This window comes from Bradyrhizobium sp. GW821-FHT13H06, from assembly GCF_058803975.1.
The window spans coordinates 686,898-708,085 of the sequence record NZ_JBXAPN010000001.1; the positions used below are offsets into that span (position 1 = coordinate 686,898).

Here is a 21,188-nt window from a genome sequence, read left to right on the forward strand (position 1 = left end):
ATGTGGCGCCGCGTCGCTCATACAATCCCGCTTACGTTCGAACCCACCACCTCACTTCGCCGCCCGCACCTCGACCGTACCCGTACCGGTCCGCCCATAGCGCGATGGATTATACATATCCTCGACATAGGCCTGCGGCAGCACATATTTGCCGGGCGACACCGCGCGCACGACATAGGCGACGGTGAACGCCGATTTGGAATCCGAGGCGCGGTCGACGGCCGCGGTGAAGCGGTCGTCGCGGAACTCGGTATCCTCGGGCTCCTCGCCGTCCTCGATCCAGTCCAGCGTGCCGCTGTCGCCGGAGGACACCAGCTTGGGATTGTCGATCTCCAGGCCCGCCGGCAGATAATCCGACACCATGATGTGGCCGTACTCAGGCTTGGCCTCGGTGATCTTCAGCACCACCGCAAAGCGCTGGTTCTGCTTGACCTTGCTGATGTCGGCCGGCTTGCCGTCGAGCGTGAAGTAGCTGCGCTCGATCTTGAAGCCGTTGGATGCGGCTGGCTCCGGCGTCACCGGCGAGCCCGACACCGAGACCACCGCCTGCACAGGCGCATCGCCGGTGTTGGTGATCTTCAGCGGCTTGCCGCTCAGCGTGTCCGCCTTGTAGCTGCGGTAGAGCGCGGTCTTGACCGGCTGGCCGTCCACTTCCATGGAGAGGTTCTCCTTGGCCAGTGCCCGCGCCGCCAGCACCAGCCACGCATTCTCCTGCGTGGAGGTGTAGGGCGTCAGTCCGCGCGCGGACTCGACCCGCGACACTGCCTGCGTCAACGTCGCCTTCGGCGCGTTGCCTTCACTGGCGAGCGAGACAAGCGCTGCGGCATCGCGCAGCTGCGAACCGTAATCGGTGCGACCGAACTCCAGCACCGGCTTGGGCGCGAGGCTGTCGAGCGCGGCGGCATAGACCCGCTCCGCGCGGTTGCGGTCGCCGACCAGAGCGAGCGCCGCCGCGAGCTGCGACTTCGCGATCGGCGTTGCGAGATTGGCCAGCTTGGTGTCGGCGAGATAGCGGAGATCGCCGATCGGCGCGACCCCGTTGCGCGCGAGCACGTAGAGGCCGTAGGCGAGATCGCGCCCACCGTCCTTCTCCGGCTCGTTCGCGTTGACCACGGAGTTGCGGATGCGGTCGAGCGCGTTCTTGAACAGCACGTCCGGCACCGCAAACCCCTTCTCGCGGGCGCGGGTCAGGAAGTCCGTGACATAGGCGTCGAGCCAGGCGTCGTCGCCGCCGGCCAACCACAGGCCGAACGAACCGTTCGAGCCCTGGCGCGCCAACAGCCGCTCGATCGCGTCGCGGATGCGCTGGTCGACCTCGGTGTCCATGGCGAGATGCGCGCCGGCGGCGAGATCGTTGACATAGAGCAGCGGCATGGCCCGGCTCGTGATCTGCTCCGAGCAGCCATAGGGATAGCGATCGAGCGCCTTGAGGATCGTCGCCGCATCGAGCGCGGTGGACAGGCTGGCCGAGACCGAGACGCTGCCGGTGCCCGGCACGAGGTCGGAGAACATGTCCGAGGTCAGCGTCAGGCTCTCGCCTTTCGCCAGGGTGCGGATCGAGCGCCGTGCCAGCACCTGCGTCGCCGCCTTGACGTCGAAGGCATAGTGGCGCGCCAGCGCGAGGCCATTCGGGCCCCTGATGTCGACGTCGAGCGTCGCCTGCCCCGCCGCAGTCGCGTCGATCGCGAGCGAGAACGCGTTGCGCTGCTTGGCGGCGAGCTTCACGGTGGTCGCGGGATTGCCGGTCATCTTCACCGGGCCGCCCGTCTTCACGTTGATGACGTAGTCGCCAGCCTGGCCCTCGACATTATCGATCTCGAGATTGACCGTGCCGTGGTCGCCGTTGAGCAGGAAGCGCGGCAGGGTCGTGGTCAGCACCACGGGATCGCGGATCACGACGTCGGTGTTGGCGCGGCCGAGCTTCGTGGCGGTCCACGCCGCCGCCATCACCCGCGCGGTGCCGGCGAACTCCGGGATGTCGAAGCTCACTTCGGCCGTGCCGTCAGCGGCGACCGTGACGATGCCCGAATAGAGCGCGAGCGGTTTTTGCGCTGGCGGTGAGCCCTGGAGCTCACCAGCGCCGGCGTCGCCGCCGGACTTGATCTGGCCGCGTGTGCCCGACATGCCGTCGATGAGTTGCCCGTAGAGATCGCGGATCTCCGCGCTCAGGCGGCGCTGGCCGAGATAGTAATCGTCCGGCGCCGGCGGCTTGTAATTGGTGAGGTTGAGGATGCCGACATCGACCGCGGCGATGACGACCTTGGCGTCCTCGCCCGGATTGAGCCCGTCGAGCTTGACCGGGATCTTCAGCGCCGAGTTCGGCCGGATCAGCGAAGGCGGCGTCAGCTTCACCTGCAGCGTCCGGGCCTGCTTGTCGATGCCGAACCATTTCAACCCGATCGCGCGGCCCGGCATGCGCTGGGCCGCCGCATCGAGCGGACGGCGCAGCGTCGCCACGACGTACGCGCCGGTGCCCCAGTCCTTGCCGACCGGGAGCTTCACCTGTGCGGTGCCTTCCTTGACGTCGATGGTCTGCGTCGTCAGCAGGCGGTCGCCGACCACGTTGACGGTCAGCTTGCCGGCGCTGCGGACATTGACCGACACCGTCATGGTGTCGCCCGAGGCGTATTGCGGCTTGTCGATCGAGGTCTCCAACAGGTCCGGCGTGTCGGCGCTGCCGTCGGAATACCAGCCGACGTCGAACTGCACCGAGGTCACCGGGCCGTCGGCATCGTTGGATTTGACGTCGAGCCTGTAACGACCGGGCTGGGGGCTGAGCGAGATGCGCGATGGCTTGTCGGCAGCAATCGTCACGTCGCCGTCGGCCACGCGGGAGGTCGACTTGACCGGCTCGTACTCCCAATAATTGTTCTGGCGGTACCACTGGTAGCGCGACTCCATCTTCAGGAGCTCATAGCTCAGACCATCACGCGGCAGCGTCTTGCCCTCGGGCGAGACGAACACGATTTCGAACTCGGCCTTGTCGCCCTCGGCGACGTTCTTGTCGCCGAACAGGGGCTTGATGCCGATCTGCGCCGCGGCGGGCGCGACCGGCAGCACGATCTTGCGCTCGACGGCGCGGCCGCCGGTCTCGACCATGCGGATGAAGATCTGCGCCTCCTGCGGCCGGGTCGAGGCCGGCTGCTTGTCCAGCGTGACCGGGAAAGTCGCAACGCCGTTGGCGTCGGCCTCGGGCAGGTTCTCGAGCGGCGTGCGCTCGTTCGAGCTGGTCTCCTCGTCGTCGACGCCGAACTGATAGCCGGCAAAGCCGGGGCGCTCGCTCGCCGGCGCCACCAGCATGTCGCCTTCGAGCTGGAGGCCGGAAGCCGGCGCGCCATAGAGGAAATGGCCGTCCGCCTTCAGCTCCACTGGAGCATTAGCTTTGATCAGCTTGTCCTTGGCCGACAAATCGAATTCGATCCGATCGGGGACGTAATCTTCGACCAGGAAGGTGGTCTCGCCGACGGACGATCCCTTCGGATCGGTGAAGGCGCGCACCCGCCACGTTCCGGTGGGGACGGCCGAGTTGAGGGGCACGGCCAGCGTGCGGCCGCCGGCGCCCTGGTCGGCCAGTACGGCACGGCGGAATTCGACGCCGTCGGGACGCTCGATCACCAGCGTCATCGGCCCGCCGGTGACGGCATTGCCCTGACCGTCGCGCAACAGCGCGGTCAGATAGACGGTCTCGCTGGAGCGGTAGACGCCGCGCTCGGCATAGACGAACGCGTCGGCGCCGGCCGGCACCGCACGTCCCGAAACGCCACGGTCGGAAAGATCGAAGGCGGAGGACTTGAGGCTGAGGAAGGCATAGTCGGCCTTCTCGCCGGTGACGGTGAGCATCGCCGGCGACAGGCCGCCCTCACCGCGCGCGAGCCCTGCTTCGAACAGCACGTGGCCGCTATCGTCGGTCTTGCGGGTGGCCAAAATCTCGTTGTTGCGGGCAACCAGCCGCACCTCTGCCTTGCCGACCGGATCGGTCGAGGCCAGCGAGTTGACGAAGACATGGATGCCGTCATTGCCGGAATAGGCGGAGACGCCGAGGTCGGAGACGATGAACCATTGCGTCGCGAGCTGGGACTCGTCGTCCGAGCCCGGGCCCTTGGCCGCGGCGGTCATCACGTACACCCCGGGCTGGAGCTCGCCGAGCGCCTGGTCCACCGGGAATGCGGTGGTGACGTCCTGGTTCAGCGTCATCGCGGTCGCGAGCTCGCCGGACCAGACCTTGACGCCGCGCTGGTCGCCGAGATCGGAGAGCTGGTATGTCGACAGCGTCCTCTGGAAGTCGCTGTCGACCACCGTGTTGATCAGATTGCGGTCGCCGATCCGGAAGACGTTGATGTTGACCGCGGGCGTGTTGACGCTGACCACGGGAATGCCGCGCTGGCCGGTCCGCGGCAGCACATAGGCGCGGCTGGTGAAGCGCACGAAGGGCTTGCGGTCGCGGACGTAGATGTTGAACTCGGCCGATTTCGGCAGGCCCTCCTTCACGGTGGACGGCAGGCCGGCGCGCAGATTGATGTTGTAGCGCTCGCCGTGCTTCAGCCCGTCGACGCAGAGCTGCTTGCCTTCCGCCGACAGCGCCGGCTTGTCCTGCCCCGCCAGCGCCAGGAACGGCGCGAAGTCGGTCCGCTTGGCAAGCTCTTCCGAGAACTGGAAGCAGGCGCGCGGGCTCGCCGAATCCGAGTCCACGGTGTAGTCGAGCAGCCGGAAGCCGTGCTCGTCGCGCATCTTCTCATATTGGCCGCGGACGTCGGCAACCTCGCGCATGTCGAGCGACAGCCGCAATGCATCCAGCGCCGGCCGCCACAATTTTCGTTCGGCCAGCGACTTGCCGAGCACGGCGAGTGCGTCGGCCTCCTCGCCCGGGTTTCCGGCGCGCTGATAGGCGATATAGGCGGCGGTCGAGGCCCGCTCGAGCAGGAAGGTCTGCTCGCTCGAGCTCTTCGGCGAGATCTGGAAGATGACCTTGGCAAGCCGCAGCCAGGTGCCGGCATCGTCTGGCATGGTGGCCGCGATCTGGCCGAGGACGGACAGCCCGGTGCGGTAATCATTGCGCCGGAAGGCGGCGTCGGCATCCGTGCGCAGCGTCGCGCTGGACTTGGCGACCGGCCCCGCCTCGCTCTTGATCTGGGCCTCCAGCTTGATCGCGGAATCGGCGAGATCGTCGCGTTTGAAGGCCTTGTCGGCGGCCTGCGCAGCCGAAAGGCCGAGCGCCAGCGCGGCGCAGATCGTGACGGCGCGAACAAGACCGATCATGGATGGACTCCCGGAAATCGCGGACGAACGCCGCTTGTCGCATGAAATGCGCGGAAAGGTGACGGCCTCAAGGCGATGGAACCAAAGGTGCAAATCGTCGCAATCGCCATGACAAGGCAAGCCCAGAGGAGACCGATCAAGATACCGCCGCGCGCGCCGTCCTGATGGCGCAGCAATACCGGACCAGTCGACCAGCGGCGGTGTCCCGGAAGCTCCTCAGCGGCCCCGGCGATGCGATCCATCGTCCAGTCCGCTGCCGCTCAACCCGGCACCCTGACACGCCACCGTTCCACTTTGTCGCGGCATTGAGGAAAACGGTTCGGTTCAGGCTTGGCGAAACACCAGATTTTTCATATTGGCATGTTAGATGAACGGCCAGCCCCCAAACCGGGCGGCTCAAAACGGTCCCGTAGCTCAACTGGATAGAGTAGCGGATTTCTACTCCGCGGGTTGCAGGTTCGAGTCCTGCCGGGATCGCCAGTCTTTATACTAACAACTCAGCAGCTTGCGTTCGTATCGGCTCAGTTCTTCCACTCCCCATTTTGGGGTCCTTCTGCGCGCCTGCTCGCTCTTTGAGCGAACCTATGGCTAGATCGACTTAGGCGGGGGAGAAAACTCGAATGCCGCAATGGTTGCAAAACCTGTTCGCAGGTTGGCCGATGATTCGGGCCAACTGGCCGACCTTTATCACGTTGCTGGTGTTGATGGCTGTCTCAATCTGGGGGCTGATGGAATGGAGCTATGGAGGCGTAGTCCGCAACAAAGATAGCATAATCAGCAACAAGGATTCCGAGATCGCCTTCCTTAAGAGCCAGAGAGACGACTACAAAGACAAGCTCAGTGGGGCGAGCCCTGCTGAAGCCAAGGCGAGAATAGACCACCTGGAGGCCCGGCTCGCAGCCATCGAGCCCCGCCGGCTCACGAAGGAACAGCGAGCAACGCTGATCGCAGGTTTGTTAATCCCGATCGGTGACAATCCAACCATCACGATAGCAACGGAGCCAACGGCTGACGCACTCCAGCTTGCAGCGGATTTGGTGTCTGTATTCAAATCCGTCGGCGGTTGGATTGTGGTAGAGTCTTCATTTTTTGGAGTCGGTGCGAGGCCGCGATCTGGGATTCAGATCGCCGTGCCAGATGCAGACAATTTGCCGCCGGCGGCCGTGGCAGTTCAGCGTGCATTTGCATCGGCGAACATCCCCTACGACTTAGTTCGCGAAAGGCCGCAACCGGGTGTTTCAGTCTCTTTGTTGATCAGTCCTAGAATCAACCGGTAACTGGAAGCACAGCATTGCGCTGTGGAGGACGCAGTTGAAGCTATGAGTCCCGCTAGTTGTGATTGAGTTGTCGGTCAAGGCGCTAGATGAGTGCAGAAACAACAACCATACTCAGGGCATTTCTCGGCGGCTTTGCCCCTCTGCTTCTGTATGCCCACGGCTGGTTCAATATCGCGCATTGGAGCGCAGAAAGAAGCGCATCGAGCTCGCACAAGAATTGATGGCCTGCCGGTCTATTCTTGTGGACACATATGGGGCACCAGAATCGGAACGCCGCGATTTCACCCGGCTAGTGGCAAGCATAAGTTTACCTGTTCTCAGAGGACAAAGAGGTAGTCGCTAGCTACGGTGCTTTGCTAAATGACAGAGGCAACCCGAAGCTCTCCGCGTCTTGCCCAAACCAGACTATTGGGGAAGCCGACCCGCAGGCGGCGAATGGCAAGAACGGCGAAGGCGAAGAAGCGCGGGCCGTTACAGCTGCGCAAAACGTCGGTCGCCACTCCGACTGGCTATCTTCAGCGCCCCCAAAGACTGATTACAGTATCAGTCCGCGGGTGCAGGTTCGAGTCCTGCCGGGATCGCCAGCGTTTTTGCCAGTGCCGATCCATCGTCCTTCACGAATGCGTGGGTCACTCCGCTCCGGGCTTTCAACCGAGCACATCGGCCCTATCTATCCGCGGGGCGAAGTGTGCCCGAGAAGGATCCCGATGCCTCAATCCGAATGGACGAGAATGGCTGTCGCATCTGCGGTGGCGATTGTCGCGATGTCGTACTTGGCGATTGACGCAGGCCTCGTGAACACCAATGTGGTGACAAAGCCCATCAAGGTGGCGCAGGCATCGATCGTCGGCGCCGCGATGGGCCAGCACCACCTTGCCTTCGCCGTTCAGGAGTGGGCGCGTCGCGGCGCCGAGAGGCCCGCCCTGGAACACTGCCTGGCGATCGATTGATGCGAGGCGCACGCCTCGTGCGGCTATCGACGAGACCTCGCATTCACCCTTCACCTCTGATGCGCCATCCACCACCGCGCAATTGCGGCGGCCAGATCATTCCAAAGCTCCGTCGGAAGATCCGGGACCGCCACCCGGACGCTGTATTGGTCCGTGGTCGCATCGTGAAACCATTCGGTCGCCGCGAAATCGAAGCCGAAGCTGCCGGCGTGGCGGATGGGAAAGCCCTCCCCGCGCAATTCGCTGCTCATGTCTTCGGCAGCCTGCCGCGCTGCCGCCTCGTTGAGCGCCCGCTTTCCTCGGAGGGTCACGTACAGACCGTGGGTGAAATGAAGCTCGGCCGAGAGCGACGGAAGCTTCGCGGTGAAATATCGAGCCGTGCTTCGGCCGTTGCGCAAGATCGCCGCGACACGCCTCTGCGTGAGGGCCCAGTACGCCGCGCTGCCTGCGAAGGGCGGGAAGTGCGCCGGCAACGCCGCGCCACCGAAAAGCCGCACCGCGTTTCGGGTTTCGGACGCGAGACGTGCCCATTCAACGCCCCCTGCCCGCTGCTGCTGATGCTCGTTCCCTTGCACGAAAACGGCTGAGCCGAGCCGGCCATATTCCGCTCCGAGCGAATCGAGCTTGTTGTGGCTTCGCACCAACACCAGCGGGATTCCGTATCGCCGGGCCCATCTCAGGACACGCCTGATGCGGCCAGACCTGCCGGCGAAGCATGTCGTATCGAAAACCAGGAGATCGAGGCCCGAGCCGTCACAGCGGAGCGCCGCCTCGAAAGCGCCGGCGAAAGAGCAGGAATCCAACAGAAGTATTCGCGGCGCGTTCGCCGGAGCAAATGCATCGCCCAGCGGCAGCTTCAAGGCCTCGAGCCGCAAATGCGGGACGAAGCCCCGGATCAGTTCCAGCGTCTCTCCATAGGAGCCTGGAAGCACCAGGACATCAGCCTTCTCGACGATTTGCGCGGAGGCGAGCAGCACGGCGGAGATCGCGGCCATGCCCGAGGCGGTGTAGACCGCGGTGCTCGTGCAGCCGCAGTCGAACTCATAGAACGAAGGACCGCGCACCGTGAGATCGGCCCGCTGGTAGTCGTAACTGAACGCGAACGGCCCGCTGGCGGGATCGGCCGTATGCGACCAGGCTGTCTCCGTCGCCTTCCACTTCTGCAACTCGTGCTCCGCCCTCAGCGCGGCAGTGATCTGGAATTTGGACCTGACGACCTCGTCGACCGAACGCGGACACGCCAGATCGAACCGGCTTCTCAGGCAGTCATTCAACAGCCTGAGTTCCTCGTGCTTTCGCTCCAGATAGGCTCGAATGGTCTCCATGCGCTTCTTGACGGTTCCGATGGGACGTCAACGTCCGGAACACGCCGTGGGTCCAACGCGCCCGCTGCAACGAACACGCGTCCTCGCAGTTGAATCCACACAAGGAGGACAGCATGGCTGACATCAGAGAGCACATGAAGATCATCGGCAAGGACGGCGCACATGTCGGCACCGTCGATCGCGTCGAGGGCAATCGCATCAAGCTGACGCGCAAGGACAGCCCGGAAGGTCACAAGGACCATCATCACTACATCGATACGAAATATGTCGGCGCCGTCGAAGGCGATATCGTCAAGCTGTCGGTGAATGCCGACGCCGTACCGAAGACGGAAGCCGCCTGAAACACTGAGCTGAAACACTGAGCCCCTTCGGGGGCTTTTTGTTTGTTCACGATCCGACTCCGCTTCGTTCGCAAAGCACGAATCGCGATCGCAAATTGCGAGGCCGAAGATTCGTTAATGACCGGTTCAGCCATGTCGGTCATGCACTCACGAGCACAGGCCGCAGCCGGTAGGCATCGATCGCGGCATTCGACAGCAACAGCCTGCGTCGCTCTCCACGCAACATCATGCGGTCGATCCGGTTCAAGATGAAGCGGGCGGAATCCTTGTGCTCGCCCGTGAGCAGGCCGGACTGGTCGAGATATCGCCAGGCGATCTCGAAAGACTGTGCGCGTAGCTCGGGATCCGTCATAGCCGCACAACGCTGCCGTGGAACGAATGTTCCTGCGCGCCAAGCGCGCGAGCCGTTCATCGCCGCGGATCGATGCGGAACGAACGCGCAATCAGGGCGTTGGACATCCGACTCGAGTGGTGCCGACCTGCCAACCCCGGTCGGCTTTGAAGGACCCCGTGCTTGTCCCCCGAGCACGGGGTTTTTCTCATTCGGCCGCCCTATTCGATCCGAGCCATGTGGCCGGCTGACGATGAGGAGTCGGCATGCTCATCGTGTGGATCGCGGGCGAGCTGATGCCACGCCAGGGCCAGCTGGATCAGCCGTTGCCGGTCGGCACCTTCGGCCTCCGCGGCCCGCTTCATTGCGGCCTCGGCTTCGTGCTGGGGATCGTACTTGGTGCACATGAGGTGACCCTAGCCGGTCATCTGGACAAGCCCATGGCAATTTCGTCCGTATGATTGCGGGGTACTTTCAGGCCTCACGGGCAGATCTGTGAACTACGTCACAGCCTGTCCCCGGCAATCTCCGCTAAACAGCGCTTCGACGCTTCTTGGATGAGGCCCGGTCATGACACGCAAAGCAGCCACGGAAGTCGTCCCGAAGCAGCGACATAGCTCGAACCTGCTTGGCATCGCGTATCTTGGCACCATCGGCGTGGTGATGGTGGCCTGGATCGGCAGCCTGGTCTGGGCCACGATGGCATTCTTCAGCTGGCTCGTGTCCTGACGCGCAAGGCGAGCGATCGTCCTCGTCCGATTGCGCTTTAGAACAGGCAAGACAGCGCCTGAGAGAGTTTGATCCCGCCGCAAACGATCATGGCCCAAAGCGCCACGCTGATCTGGATGGCATCCAGCATGTCCCACATCCCCCGCGAATCATCCGGATATTTTTCTTTGAGACTTGCGTGAGGCGGCCGCCAGCGCCAGCGCTCATTTGAAGCCGGCACACAAAAAAGAGGCGGGCCTGGGCCCGCCTCCGCGCTCAATCCGCTTGGAAAACTCAGTAGCACGCCCGGGGATCGGCCTGCACATATTGGCCGTTCGGATAGCGGTAGTAGCAGGTGCCCTGCGCCCAGTAGTAGCCGGGCTGGGATGCAGCGGTGGCGCCGGCGATCGCGCCCGTCGCGCCGCCGAGAACGGCGCCCGCGGCGGCTCCTGTTGCGTTGCCCGAGATCAGGCCGCCCAGCACGCCACCGACGATCGCGCCGCCGAGCGCGCTGGCGCCGGGGTCAGCCGGTGGCGGAGGCGGAGGTGGTGGCGCGTAGGCGACGGGCGGCGGGGCATAGGCCACCGGCACGTCGTCGATATAGTCCTCCGAGATGTAGGCAGGCGGACCAGCCATTCGCTGCGGATAATAATACCAGACGCCGCCAACGTCCCACCACCAGCCGGAGCGTCCGTTGCGGACCTCATGACGCCAGCGGCCGCCTTCCCAGGCGCGATTGCCGCGATAGGTATGTCCGCCCCAGTCGCGCGCCAGAGCGGGGCCGCGGGCGACGTGACGTCCCGGCGGCGGACCGCCGGCACTGTGCCGGGCGGGACCCGCATGGGGCTGCTGGTCGACGGGCCGGCCCGCCTGCTGTGGCGGGGGACCTTTGCGCATGTTCTGATTGGTCGGGGCTGGCGCGCCTACGCCTTGGCGGGCCGGCGGCGGGCCGGCATCCCTCGTCGGCCTGGCGTCCTGAGCCTGCGCCGAAAGCGCGAGCAACGACACGGCCGAAACCAATGGAATGATGATCTTCATGCGTTTAGACGCACTCATGCGTGCTCGCCCCCTGCTCTCTCGATCGCCGTCATTCCCAGCGCGATAGACGATTCGCCGCGCGCCGGGCCGATGCGGGCCGACATAACTGACCTGCTTGATCGGCTAAGTCCCGTTACAAATGATTAAGATCACGGCAATTTTTGGCCTCAACGGCCTCCCGGCGGGCCGCCCTGAAGCGCCTCTAGCGAGCCGGCTCAATCACGTTGCAATTGCTTCGCCCGGACATCAGGCAATCCTGCATCTTGCTGGCTGCGGTGAGATCCCGGGCAAGCCACCAGCCCACGCCAAGAATCACGATCGCGATGATCAATCCGGCGATCGCGCCGCGGCGGTCGTCACCGGGCTGGCGCTTGGGTCGACTGTTCGGGCGAGGATTCGGCTTCTCGCCGGGTTCGGATTTGGGCTCGGACATGGCCGCCTGATCGCGCTGGCGAGCCGGCTTTATCACCTCTGCGGCGTCGCGTCACATCCGGATCAGCCTGCCCCGAGTTCAGCCCCGGGGCGGCGGGGTCGCGTCCTTGCGTGAGGTTTCGATGGCCGGGATCGCCCGCTGGACCCGCGGTGCGCAGGTCGTGAGCACGAATGCGGTCTGGCTGCATTCCCAATCCGCCCCCAGCACGGCACTATCGACCGCCTGCGGGCGCGCGAACAGCACTGCGGCGCCGGTCGCGCCTGCCAGGACGAAGGCGATTGCGAGCGCCTTCAGGCTCGGTCGGAAGGTCATCATGCCCGTGCTCCGTCTCGTTCCGGGCGGACGCTAGGCGTCGCGCTCGTGCTCCCTTATGAGGGACATCACAATTCAGCAGTTTTTCCGGGCTACGAGAGATCGTCGGGGGGCGATTTTTCGTTGACCTGATCGGCTGCGATTATGGGTGGCTTCGCGACGCGCGCCGATGTACACGCTACAGCGTCGCGTGGCGCCTGCTATGCCCAGCCGACGTACCAACAGGCACGAATGTAGGATCGAAAGCGAGGAAGACAAGGCTCGTAGATGAGTGGATTCAGGGAACCCGGCTTCACGGACCGGCAAAAGGCGGCGCAGGAAGCCCGCAAAAATCTTTTGAACAAATTCAAATCGCAACCGGGCCCCGACGATCCGGCGGTGCTCGCGCGCCGTGCTGAACGCGAGGCACTCGCGGCCAAGCGCGCCGAGGCGAAGGCTGCGCGCGAGGCGGAGAAGGCCGAGCAGAAGCGCATCGAGGAGGAAGCCAAGGCGGCCGAAGCCGAACGGATCGCCCGCGAGGCCCAGGAAGCCGCCGAGAGACTGGCTGCGCTCGAAGCCGAGCAAAAGGCCAAACGCGACGCGCGCTACGCCGCCCGCAAGGCGAAGCGCAAGTAACACGTAACAAGTAAGGTGCGCTCGTAGCGCCCCATTGAACTTGAACCAAAGCACCGTTCCGGAGGCGGCCTCAAAGGCCGCCGCCGGAATTGGAGGTTGCGCGGCCTGCCCGAGGCAGGCGCGCTACGACCACGACGACGATCAATTCTTCTTCATCATCCCGTCGTCTTTCTTCATGCCGTCCTTCGACATGTGGTCCTTCTTCATGCCGTCGTCCTTGGACATGGTATCCTTCTTCATCATGCCGTCCTTGGACATCGTGTCTTTCTTCATCATGCCGTCATCCTTGCCCATCTTGTCCTGAGCAAAGGCGGCCGGGGCAAACGCGAGGCCAAGCGAGAGAGCGGCAGCCGAGACGCCGAGCACGATGCGGGTGCGAATGGTCATGGTTCAACTTCCCTTCGAGATGGAGTTTGTCAGCGACGGACGCCGCTATTCAATCCCGACGGATCGCCAGCCGGCGTTGTTACGCCGCCGCCGACAAATTTCGGTGAGCCTTCCCCTATTTCTCGTTCGGCGTACTTCCGGGCTCGTAACCAGGAAGTGTGCAGCGCAGCACGGCCAGCACTTGCCCGGACATTCGGTCTCGAACTATCAGATGAGAGAATATCGGGTGGAAGACCGGCTAGGATGGGCCTCCCTGCCGGTCTGAAGGACTAGACCGAAATCACACCAACAAGAATCGTCCAAGGAAATCACGCCATGCTCACGCGCCGCCATCTGCTCGCGACCGCCGTCGCTGCGCCCGCCATCCTCCGCTTCGGCACCGGTACGGCGCACGCCGCGACCACGCTGAAGATCTCGCACCAGTTCCCGGGCGGCACCATCGACAAGGGCGATTTCCGCGACCGGCTCTGCCGCATGTTCGCCGCCGAGGTCAGCAAGCGCAGCAATGGCGACATCGCCGCCGAGATCTATCCGAACTCCTCGCTGATCAAGACCAACGCGCAGTTCTCCGCGATGCGCAAGGGCGCGCTCGACATCAGCCTCTATCCGATGCCCTATGCCGGCGGCGAGGTGCCGGAGACCAATATCGGCCTGATGCCGGGCCTCGTGACCACCTACGACCAGGGCCTGCGCTGGAAGAAGGAGCCGGTCGGCAAGGCGCTGACCGATTTCCTCGCCGACAAGGGCATCATCCTGCTCACCTGGGTCTGGCAGGCCGGCGGCGTCGCCAGCCGCTCCAAGCCGATCGTCGCGCCCGAAGATGCCAAGGGCATGAAGGTGCGCGGCGGCTCGCGCGAGATGGACATGGTGCTTCAGACCGCCGGGGCCTCGGTGCTGTCGGTCCCCTCCAACGAAATCTACGCGGCGATGCAGACCGGCGCCTGCGATGCCGGCATCACCTCCTCGACCAGCCTGATCTCGTTCCGCCTCGAAGAGGTCGCGAAGTCGCTGACCTCGGGCGCGGGCGCCTCCTACTGGTTCATGCTCGAGCCCCTGATGATGTCGAAGGCGATCTTCGACAAGCTGCCGAAGAACCATCAAGACATTTTGCTCGCGGTCGGTACCGAGCTCGAAGCGTTCGGCCGCAAGGGCGCACAGGATGACGACGTCGAGGTCGCCAAGGTCTACGAGAAGGCCGGCGCCAAGGTCTCGGCGCTCGACGCCGCGACCGTCGGCAAGTGGCGGGACATCGCCCGCGACACCGCCTGGAAGGACTACAGCGCCAAGACCGCGACGGCCGCAAACCTGCTCAAGCTCGCCATCGACGTCGCGGCATGAGTCACGGTCCGCTTCCGGACCGCGACGACAAGACGATCGCTGCCGCAGGGACCGGCCTTGCGCCAGCGATCGATCGCGGTCTCGCCGTCCTCAACAGCATCATCGTGGTGTTCGCGTCGATCGCGCTGGTCGCGGCCTGCACCATCCTGAGCTACAGCGTGCTCAGCCGCGCTCTGTTCAAGGCCGCCAATTACTGGCAGGACGAGGCCGCCGTGTTCCTGCTGGTCGGCGCGACCTTCATGACGGCGGCCTACGTGCAACAGAACCGCGGCCATATCGGCATCGAGGCCTTCGTCGGGCTGCTCTCGCCGCTGGCGAACCGGATCCGGCTCTGGCTGGTCGACGCCGCCACGTTCCTGTTCTGCGCCTTCTTCACCTGGAAATCCTGGACACTCGCCCATGAGGCCTATGTCGACGGCCAGGTCTCGAACTCGATGTGGTCGCCGCCGCTCGCCATTCCCTATTCGCTGATGGCGCTCGGGATGAGCCTGCTCTGCATCCAGATCCTCGTGCAGCTTGCGCTGCCATTCGTCGGAGCCAGGCGGCCATGAGCGTTTTCGGTATCGGCGTCGCTTACGGCATCGTGACGCTGCTGGTGATGTTCTCGGGCATGCCGATCGCGTTCGCGCTCGGTGCGGTCGCCGTCGTGTTCATGGGCATCTACATGCCCTCGGCCTCGCTCGATACGGTCACGCAGAACGTCTACGAGGAAATGGCCTCGATCACGCTGCTGTCGATCCCGCTCTTCATCCTGAAGGGCGCGGCGATCGGCAAATCGCGCGCCGGCCAGGATCTCTATTCGGCGCTGCACGCCTGGCTGCACCGGGTCCCCGGCGGCCTCGGCGTCGCCAACGTGTTCGCCTGCGCGCTGTTCGCGGCGATGGCGGGCTCCTCGCCTGCGACCTGCTCGGCGATAGGCTCGGCCGGCATCCCCGAGATGCGCAAGCGCGGCTATTCCGGCGGCTTTGCCGCAGGGATCATCGCCGCCGGCGGCACGCTCGGCATCCTGCTGCCGCCCTCGATCACCATGATCCTGTTTGCGGTCGCGGCCGAAAAGTCACTGGGGCGGCTGTTCCTCGCCGGCATCGGACCGGGCCTGCTGCTGGTCACCCTGTTCGGCGCCTACGCCGTGATCCGCTTCCGGCAGGAATATGCCGCGGCTGAAGCGGTCTACAAGAATGGCGGCCCCGAGGCTGCGATCCTGACCCGCGACGAGTACACGCTGGCCGAGCGCTTCAGCGTACTGCCGCGCGTGATCCCGTTCGTGCTGCTGCTCACCGGTGTCATGATCGCCCTCTATGGCGGCTACGCCACGCCGTCGGAGACCGCGGGGCTCGGCGGCCTGCTGGCGCTGGCGCTGATCGCCGCGATCTACAGCGTGTGGCGGCCGAGCGACCTTGCCCCCATCATGAAGTCGACGATCCGGGAATCGACCATGCTGATGATGATCATCGGCATGTCACTGCTCTATTCCTACGTGATGAGCTATCTGCACATCTCGCAATCGGTCGCCGAATCCATCGTCGCGATGCACCTGCCGCGCTGGGAGCTGCTGTTCGCGATCCTCGTCATGGTGGTCGTGCTCGGCTTCTTCCTGCCGCCGGTGTCGATCATTCTCATGACCGCGCCGATCATCCTGCCGCCCCTGCGCGCCGCCAATTTCGACATCATCTGGTTCGGCGTGGTCATGACCATCGTGATGGAGATGGGGCTGATCCATCCACCGGTCGGCCTCAACATCTTCGTCATCCGCAACGTCGCACCGGACATTCCGCTCAGCGAGGTGATCTGGGGCACCCTGCCCTTCGTGCTCTTGATGATGCTCGCAGTGCTGCTGCTGTGCTTCGTGCCGGGGATCTCGACCTGGCTGCCGGATCTCGTGATGGGGCCGGACGGGAGCAGGTAGCCGCAACCACACCTGCTGTAGGGTGGGCAAAGCGAAGCGTGTCCACCACTTGTTGACTATCGCGGTGAGATGGTGGGCACGGCGCTAACGCGCCTTTGCCGACCCTGCAAGTTCCGTGGTTATGGCTCGCTCTTCCGTCGCGACTTCGGCGCATTCGCCACCACCTGCAACAGGTCCTTGCGCACGGCCTCGATGTGCCGCTCCAGGAAGCGGCAGGCCTCCTCGACCTTCCGCGCGCGGCAGAGCGCGATCAACTGGGCATGCTCCTTTTCCGCTGTCCCCATCGCCTTGGTGTTGGAGAGCTGCAGACGCGTGTAGCGGTCGCTGGTCTGAAGCAGTGACAGCACGATCGCGCGCGTACGGGGCTGCGGCGCGTGCACGTAGAGCGCCATGTGGAAGTCGGCGTTGAGCTGGCCCCATTCGCTGACATTGCGCGCCTTGATCGCCTTCTCGAAGCTCTTGTGGATGTCGTCGAGCCCCTCGAAATCCTCCGCGCCGAAGCGCGGCGCCGACTGCGCCAGCAGCCGCGGCTCCAGGATGCGGCGCAGGTCGAAGACGTCGTTGATCTCGTCCAGTGACAGCTCGGAGACGATGGCGCCCTTCTGCGGCACGATCCGCACCAGGCCTTCCGCCTCGAGCTGGAACAGCGCCTCTCGCACCGGGATGCGACTGACGCCGTAAGCATCCCCGAGCGCGTCCTGGCGCAGCTGGGATCCGGCCGGATAGGTGCCGTCGAGGATCGCCTGCCGGAGCTGATCGACGATCGCAGCCGACAGGGTGCGATGCTTCAGAGGCTGTTTCATCTGACCTTCTGTTGTCCTTCCCGACTCGTTCGGCCGACGCGGTCCCTGTCTTGCATGTCGAGGTGCCCGGCAAAAGCCAGCCGCTCCACAAAAGCAAAGTGCCCAGCAAAAGCGCGCCCTGCCGCAGAAATGACCGCAAACTCCGTTTGACTCCCAAATTGTATAAATTATACATTTGGCAATCGCACGACAATTCTTCGGGAGTTGGGGCCTCTTTCATGATCGAGCAGACCATGCCGGCCACGCGCGCGCTCAGCCTCCGACGTACGATCGTACGGATGTCGGGCGGCCTGCTCGCGCTCGAGCGCCTCGCGCTCATGGGCCTGATGTACCTGCTCACCGGACTGATCCTGGTGAACGTCGTCACCCGCTACTCGCATTTCCCGATCTACTGGATCGATGAATCCGCGGTCTATTGCGTGGTCTGGCTGACCTTCATCGGCGCCTCCGCGATGACGCGGCTGCGGCTCGACTTCGCGGTCACGATGCTGACGGAGCGGCTGTCGCTGCGGCACCAGAAGACCGCCAAGGTGATCTCGACCGGCCTCGTCGTCGTGTTCGGTGTCGCCCTGATCGTCACATGTGTGCTCTGGATGGACCCGGTTGGTCTCGCCCGCGCCGGCTTCGACGGGCGCAAGCTCGCCGCCGAAACCTTCAACTTCCTCTACACCGAGCGCACCCAGACGCTGAACTGGCCGACCTGGGTGCTCTATCTGACGCTGCCGATCTTCGCGGTGTCGATGACCATTCACGGTCTCGCCAATCTGCTGGAAGATCTCGAGCTGGTCCCGCGCACCGCGCCGAAAGGCTTTCAGCTCTCCGAGCTGGACGGGGTCAACTGATGATCACGTCAGCGGCCTTCGTGGCGTTCATGCTGGTCGGCGTGCCGATCGGCCTGTGCCTGTGCCTTGCCGGCCTCGTTTACATCGCGGCATCCGGCAACCCCGTGCTGTTCCAGTCCTATCCGCTGCAGCTGTTCGGCGGCGTCGACAGCTACGGCCTGATCGCCATCCCGCTCTTCATCCTGATCGGCGAGATCATGAACGGCGGCGGCATCACACGGCGCATCGTCGACATGGCGATGGCCTTCGTCGGCTCGCTCAAAGGCGGTCTCGCCTACGTCAACATCCTCGCCAACATGTTCATCTCCTCCATCCTGGGATCTGCGACGGCGCAGGTCGCGATCATGGCCCAGATCATGGTCCCGGAGATGGAGAAGAAGGGCTACGACAAGACCTTCGCAGCGGGGCTGACCGCCTATGGCGGCATGCTCGGCCCGATCATCCCGCCGTCGGTGATGTTCGTGGTCTACAGCGTGCTCGCGCAGGTGTCGGTCAGCGACATGCTGATCGCCGGCATCGTGCCGGGCGTCATTCTCACCGTGATGTTCTGCCTCGTCATCGCGCTGATGGGGTACGTCTACAACTATCCCCGCGCGGACTACCAGACGCCGCGCCAGCGCGTCATGACGATCCTGCGGACCTCGCCGACGCTGCTGATCCCGATCGTCATCGTCGGCACCATCCTCGGCGGCCTCGCCAACGCCACGGAATCCGCGGCCGTCGGCGCGGTCGCCGCAGCGCTGGTCGGAAAGTTCTGGACCAGGGAGTTCCAGTTCTCCCAGCTGCCGCAGATGATGCTGCGCAGCGCCATCTATTCGGCAATCGTGCTGTTCCTGGTCGCAGCCGCCGCCGTGTTCTCCTGGGTCCTGATCTTCGGCAAGGTGCCGCAGGAGACCGCCGCCTGGATCCAGACGGTCGCCAAGGACCCGGTCAGCTTCATGCTGATCTGCAACGTGATCCTGCTGGTGATCGGCACGGTGATCGACGGCATTCCCGGCCTGATCATGACCGTGCCGATCCTGCTGCCCGTGGCAACCGAAATCTATCACATCGACCCCCGGCAGTTCGGCGTCGTGGTGGTGATCAACCTGGTGCTCGGCCTGCTGTCGCCGCCGGTCGGGCTCTGCTTCTTCGTCGCGGCAGCCGTCACCGGCGCCAAGCCCGGCAAGATGTTCATGGTGACGCTGCCCTTCTTCGTCATCTCCTGCGTCCTCCTGGTGCTGCTCTCGCTCTACCCGTCGCTCTCGCTGATCCTCGTCAAATAGGCCGTCCAATAGGAGCCCGACCATGTCGCTTTCACGCCGCCGTTTTCTCGCCGCCGGTGCCGCCGCCTCGGTGTTTGCCCCATCGCTGGCGCTCGCCCAGGCCAAGGAATTCCGCCTCGGCCTGATCACGCCCAACGGCCATTCCTGGAACAAGGCCGCGCTCAAATTCGGCGAGGATCTCAAGTCCGCGACCAACGGCCGCCTGACATTGACCGTGTTCCACTCCGGCCAGCTCGGCAACGAGACCGCGATGATGCAGCAATTGCAGTCCGGCGCCCTCGACATGGGCTTCATCCAGGCCGCCGAGCTCGGCTCGCGCGTGCCGCACATCGCCGCGATCAACGCGCCCTACATCGTTCGCTCGACGCCTTCGGTCGCGAAGCTCGTGCGCCATCCGGCGGCGGTGAAGCTGTTCGACGTGCTGCCGCAGGAAACCGGAACGATCGGGCTCGGCTGGGGCATCACCGGCATGCGCGCCGTGTTCTCGTCCAAGGATCTGCACTCGCTCGCCGACATCAAGGGCATGAAGCTGCGCATCAATCCGACGCCGGTCTATCGCGATTTCTATTCTTCGCTGGGCGCCGCCCCGACGCCGATCCCGACGCCGCAAGTGTTCGATGCCATGGCCAACGGCCAGGTCGACGGCCTCGAGGCCGATCTCGAATTCTCCTGGAACCAGCGCTTCGACAAGGTGTCCAAGGTCATCCTGCAGATGAACGCCGTCTTCATGCCGATGGCGGCGGTCGTCTCCGGGCGGGTCTGGCAGTCGCTTCCCGCGGCCGATCGCGAGCTGATCACCAGGACGATCAAGACGACGCTGGACGCGCAGATCGACGAGCTCGCCGGCAACGAGCCCGCGCTGATCCAGAACTTCAAGAACGCGCCGATCCCGATCCGCCAGGTCGACGCCAAGGACACCGAGGCCGTCATCGCGGAATTCGACAAGATCTGGTTGCCGAAAGCCCCCGTCCTCGCCGAGCTGCGCAAGGTCGGCGCGACGCTCTGATCCCATCCATCGCCCTCACGTCAATGCCCGGCGGATCGAACGATCCGCCGGCACAATTCCAATCGGAGCCAAGCAATGAGCCCACGCATCTCCTGGGAAGGCGTCTTCCCGGCCGTCACCACGCAGTTCAACGACGATCTGTCGCTCAATATCGACGCGACCGCCAAGGTCATGGACGGGCTGATCCGCGACGGTGTCTCCGGCCTGATCGTCTGCGGCTCGGTCGGCGAGAATACCTCGCTCGAGCGCAAGGAAAAGATCGCGATCATGGAAGCCGCCAAGTCGGTCGCGGCCGGCCGGGTGCCGGTGCTGTGCGGCATCGCCGAATTCACCACGGCCTTCGCGGTCGAAACGGCCAAGGAAGCCGCGCGCGTCGGCATCGACGGCGTGATGGTGATGCCGGCGCTGGTCTATTCCTCCAAGCCGCACGAGACCGCCGCGCATTTCCGCGCCGTCGCCAGCGCCACCGACCTGCCGGTGATGCTCTACAACAATCCGCCGATCTACAAGAACGACGTCACCCCGGACATCCTGGCCTCGCTCGCCGATGTCGAGACCGTCGTCTGCTTCAAGGATTCCTCGGGCGACACGCGGCGCTTCATCGATACCAGGAACATGGTCGGTGACCGCTTCGTGCTGTTTGCGGGCCTCGACGACGTCATCGTCGAGAGCGTCGCCATGGGCGCCGTGGGCTGGGTCTCCGGCATGTCGAACGCTTTCCCACGCGAGGGCGAGACGCTGTTCCGCCTCGCCAAGGCGGGGCGTTTCGCCGAGGCGATGCCGCTCTACGAATGGTTCATGCCGCTGCTGCACCTCGATGCACGCCCGGACCTCGTCCAGTGCATCAAGCTGTGCGAGCACATCATGGGCCGCGGCACCGCGCTGACGCGCCCGCCGCGCCTTGCGCTGCTGCCGCAGGAGAAGGCCGAGGTCGAGGCGATGATGGCCAAGGCGCTCAAGAACCGGCCGCGCCTGCCGGATGTCGGCCTGAAGGCGGCCTGACCGCAGGTCCCGTAGAGTGGGCAAAGCGACTTGTCCGCCGTAGCTCGCAGAGC

21 protein-coding genes and 1 tRNA gene are annotated in these 21,188 nt (G+C 64.5%); 14 read left to right on the forward strand and 8 right to left on the reverse strand.

Going from position 1 to position 21,188, the window contains the following annotated elements:
- Positions 1 to 51: 51 nt before the first annotated feature.
- Positions 52 to 5,256 carry an alpha-2-macroglobulin family protein gene (locus AC1RQP_RS03165; RefSeq protein ID WP_492935900.1) on the reverse strand — a complete coding sequence of 1,735 codons (5,205 nt, stop codon included), beginning with the start codon at positions 5,254 to 5,256 and terminating at the stop codon, positions 52 to 54.
- A gap of 403 nt (positions 5,257 to 5,659) precedes the next feature.
- On the opposite strand from AC1RQP_RS03165, the gene AC1RQP_RS03170 reads away from it, so the two are divergent.
- From AC1RQP_RS03170 to AC1RQP_RS03180, 3 genes are all read left to right on the forward strand, one after another.
- Positions 5,660 to 5,736 (forward strand) — tRNA-Arg (locus AC1RQP_RS03170).
- Positions 5,737 to 5,876: 140 nt separating this feature from the next.
- Positions 5,877 to 6,533 carry a hypothetical protein gene (locus AC1RQP_RS03175; protein WP_492935901.1) on the forward strand — a complete coding sequence of 219 codons (657 nt, stop codon included), beginning with the start codon at positions 5,877 to 5,879 and terminating at the stop codon, positions 6,531 to 6,533.
- A gap of 731 nt (positions 6,534 to 7,264) precedes the next feature.
- The gene (locus AC1RQP_RS03180) at positions 7,265 to 7,483 is read left to right on the forward strand and encodes a hypothetical protein (RefSeq protein WP_492935902.1); all 219 of its coding nucleotides are present in this window, start codon (positions 7,265 to 7,267) and stop codon (positions 7,481 to 7,483) included.
- 50 nt (positions 7,484 to 7,533) lie between these two features.
- Here AC1RQP_RS03180 and AC1RQP_RS03185 read toward each other — a convergent pair whose 3' ends face one another.
- Positions 7,534 to 8,808 carry a hypothetical protein gene (locus tag AC1RQP_RS03185; RefSeq protein WP_492935903.1) on the reverse strand — a complete coding sequence of 425 codons (1,275 nt, stop codon included), beginning with the start codon at positions 8,806 to 8,808 and terminating at the stop codon, positions 7,534 to 7,536.
- A gap of 113 nt (positions 8,809 to 8,921) precedes the next feature.
- Here AC1RQP_RS03185 and AC1RQP_RS03190 point away from each other — a divergent pair, with 113 nt between their 5' ends.
- The gene (locus AC1RQP_RS03190; protein ID WP_028176428.1) at positions 8,922 to 9,149 is read left to right on the forward strand and encodes a DUF2171 domain-containing protein; all 228 of its coding nucleotides are present in this window, start codon (positions 8,922 to 8,924) and stop codon (positions 9,147 to 9,149) included.
- A gap of 139 nt (positions 9,150 to 9,288) precedes the next feature.
- Here AC1RQP_RS03190 and AC1RQP_RS03195 read toward each other — a convergent pair whose 3' ends face one another.
- Positions 9,289 to 9,561, reverse strand: a complete 273-nt coding sequence (locus AC1RQP_RS03195) for a hypothetical protein (RefSeq protein ID WP_492935904.1) — start codon at positions 9,559 to 9,561, stop codon at positions 9,289 to 9,291.
- A gap of 185 nt (positions 9,562 to 9,746) precedes the next feature.
- On the opposite strand from AC1RQP_RS03195, the gene AC1RQP_RS03200 reads away from it, so the two are divergent.
- Positions 9,747 to 9,941, forward strand: a complete 195-nt coding sequence (locus AC1RQP_RS03200; protein ID WP_239623509.1) for a hypothetical protein — start codon at positions 9,747 to 9,749, stop codon at positions 9,939 to 9,941.
- Positions 9,942 to 10,050: 109 nt separating this feature from the next.
- Positions 10,051 to 10,209: a hypothetical protein gene (locus AC1RQP_RS03205; protein ID WP_492935905.1), complete on the forward strand. Its 159-nt coding sequence runs from the start codon at positions 10,051 to 10,053 to the stop codon at positions 10,207 to 10,209.
- A gap of 273 nt (positions 10,210 to 10,482) precedes the next feature.
- Here the strand turns inward: AC1RQP_RS03205 and AC1RQP_RS03210 are convergent, their stop codons facing one another.
- The 3 genes from AC1RQP_RS03210 to AC1RQP_RS03220 form a co-directional block, all read right to left on the reverse strand.
- Entirely contained in the window at positions 10,483 to 11,244 is a 762-nt protein-coding gene (locus tag AC1RQP_RS03210; RefSeq protein WP_492935906.1) for a hypothetical protein, read from the reverse strand.
- A 184-nt stretch (positions 11,245 to 11,428) separates the two neighbouring features.
- Positions 11,429 to 11,659, reverse strand: coding sequence for a hypothetical protein (locus AC1RQP_RS03215; protein ID WP_239623507.1), 231 nt, complete (start codon positions 11,657 to 11,659; stop codon positions 11,429 to 11,431).
- Between the two features lie 78 nt (positions 11,660 to 11,737).
- Entirely contained in the window at positions 11,738 to 11,974 is a 237-nt protein-coding gene (locus AC1RQP_RS03220; RefSeq protein WP_239623506.1) for a hypothetical protein, read from the reverse strand.
- A gap of 264 nt (positions 11,975 to 12,238) precedes the next feature.
- On the opposite strand from AC1RQP_RS03220, the gene AC1RQP_RS03225 reads away from it, so the two are divergent.
- Positions 12,239 to 12,586, forward strand: coding sequence for a DUF6481 family protein (locus AC1RQP_RS03225; RefSeq protein ID WP_061881510.1), 348 nt, complete (start codon positions 12,239 to 12,241; stop codon positions 12,584 to 12,586).
- A 141-nt stretch (positions 12,587 to 12,727) separates the two neighbouring features.
- Here AC1RQP_RS03225 and AC1RQP_RS03230 read toward each other — a convergent pair whose 3' ends face one another.
- Positions 12,728 to 12,973 (reverse strand): pentapeptide MXKDX repeat protein, encoded by a 246-nt coding sequence (locus AC1RQP_RS03230; protein ID WP_036027965.1) that lies wholly within the window; start codon positions 12,971 to 12,973, stop codon positions 12,728 to 12,730.
- A gap of 315 nt (positions 12,974 to 13,288) precedes the next feature.
- On the opposite strand from AC1RQP_RS03230, the gene AC1RQP_RS03235 reads away from it, so the two are divergent.
- From AC1RQP_RS03235 to AC1RQP_RS03245, 3 genes are read left to right on the forward strand one after another with little or no spacing between them, the layout of a single operon-like run.
- A complete protein-coding gene (locus AC1RQP_RS03235; protein WP_197969357.1) occupies positions 13,289 to 14,311 on the forward strand; it encodes a TRAP transporter substrate-binding protein in 1,023 nt (340 codons plus the stop codon).
- Entirely contained in the window at positions 14,308 to 14,862 is a 555-nt protein-coding gene (locus AC1RQP_RS03240) for a TRAP transporter small permease (RefSeq protein ID WP_126257747.1), read from the forward strand. The genes AC1RQP_RS03235 and AC1RQP_RS03240 overlap by 4 nt, the downstream gene beginning before the upstream one ends.
- Complete coding sequence (locus tag AC1RQP_RS03245; RefSeq protein WP_492935907.1) at positions 14,859 to 16,217, forward strand: TRAP transporter large permease; 1,359 nt, start codon at positions 14,859 to 14,861, stop codon at positions 16,215 to 16,217. Before AC1RQP_RS03240 ends, AC1RQP_RS03245 begins: the two co-directional genes overlap by 4 nt.
- Before the next feature lie 119 nt (positions 16,218 to 16,336).
- Here AC1RQP_RS03245 and AC1RQP_RS03250 read toward each other — a convergent pair whose 3' ends face one another.
- Positions 16,337 to 17,020 (reverse strand): GntR family transcriptional regulator, encoded by a 684-nt coding sequence (locus AC1RQP_RS03250; RefSeq protein ID WP_492935908.1) that lies wholly within the window; start codon positions 17,018 to 17,020, stop codon positions 16,337 to 16,339.
- A 233-nt stretch (positions 17,021 to 17,253) separates the two neighbouring features.
- On the opposite strand from AC1RQP_RS03250, the gene AC1RQP_RS03255 reads away from it, so the two are divergent.
- The 4 genes from AC1RQP_RS03255 to AC1RQP_RS03270 all read left to right on the forward strand — a co-directional run bounded on the left by AC1RQP_RS03255 (position 17,254) and on the right by AC1RQP_RS03270 (position 21,135).
- Positions 17,254 to 17,862: a TRAP transporter small permease gene (locus AC1RQP_RS03255; protein WP_492936373.1), complete on the forward strand. Its 609-nt coding sequence runs from the start codon at positions 17,254 to 17,256 to the stop codon at positions 17,860 to 17,862.
- Positions 17,862 to 19,127 carry a TRAP transporter large permease gene (locus AC1RQP_RS03260; RefSeq protein WP_492935909.1) on the forward strand — a complete coding sequence of 422 codons (1,266 nt, stop codon included), beginning with the start codon at positions 17,862 to 17,864 and terminating at the stop codon, positions 19,125 to 19,127. Before AC1RQP_RS03255 ends, AC1RQP_RS03260 begins: the two co-directional genes overlap by 1 nt.
- A gap of 22 nt (positions 19,128 to 19,149) precedes the next feature.
- Positions 19,150 to 20,133, forward strand: coding sequence for a TRAP transporter substrate-binding protein (locus AC1RQP_RS03265; RefSeq protein WP_492935910.1), 984 nt, complete (start codon positions 19,150 to 19,152; stop codon positions 20,131 to 20,133).
- Positions 20,134 to 20,208: 75 nt separating this feature from the next.
- Positions 20,209 to 21,135 (forward strand): dihydrodipicolinate synthase family protein, encoded by a 927-nt coding sequence (locus AC1RQP_RS03270; protein ID WP_492935911.1) that lies wholly within the window; start codon positions 20,209 to 20,211, stop codon positions 21,133 to 21,135.
- The last annotated feature ends 53 nt before the right edge of the window (positions 21,136 to 21,188 follow it).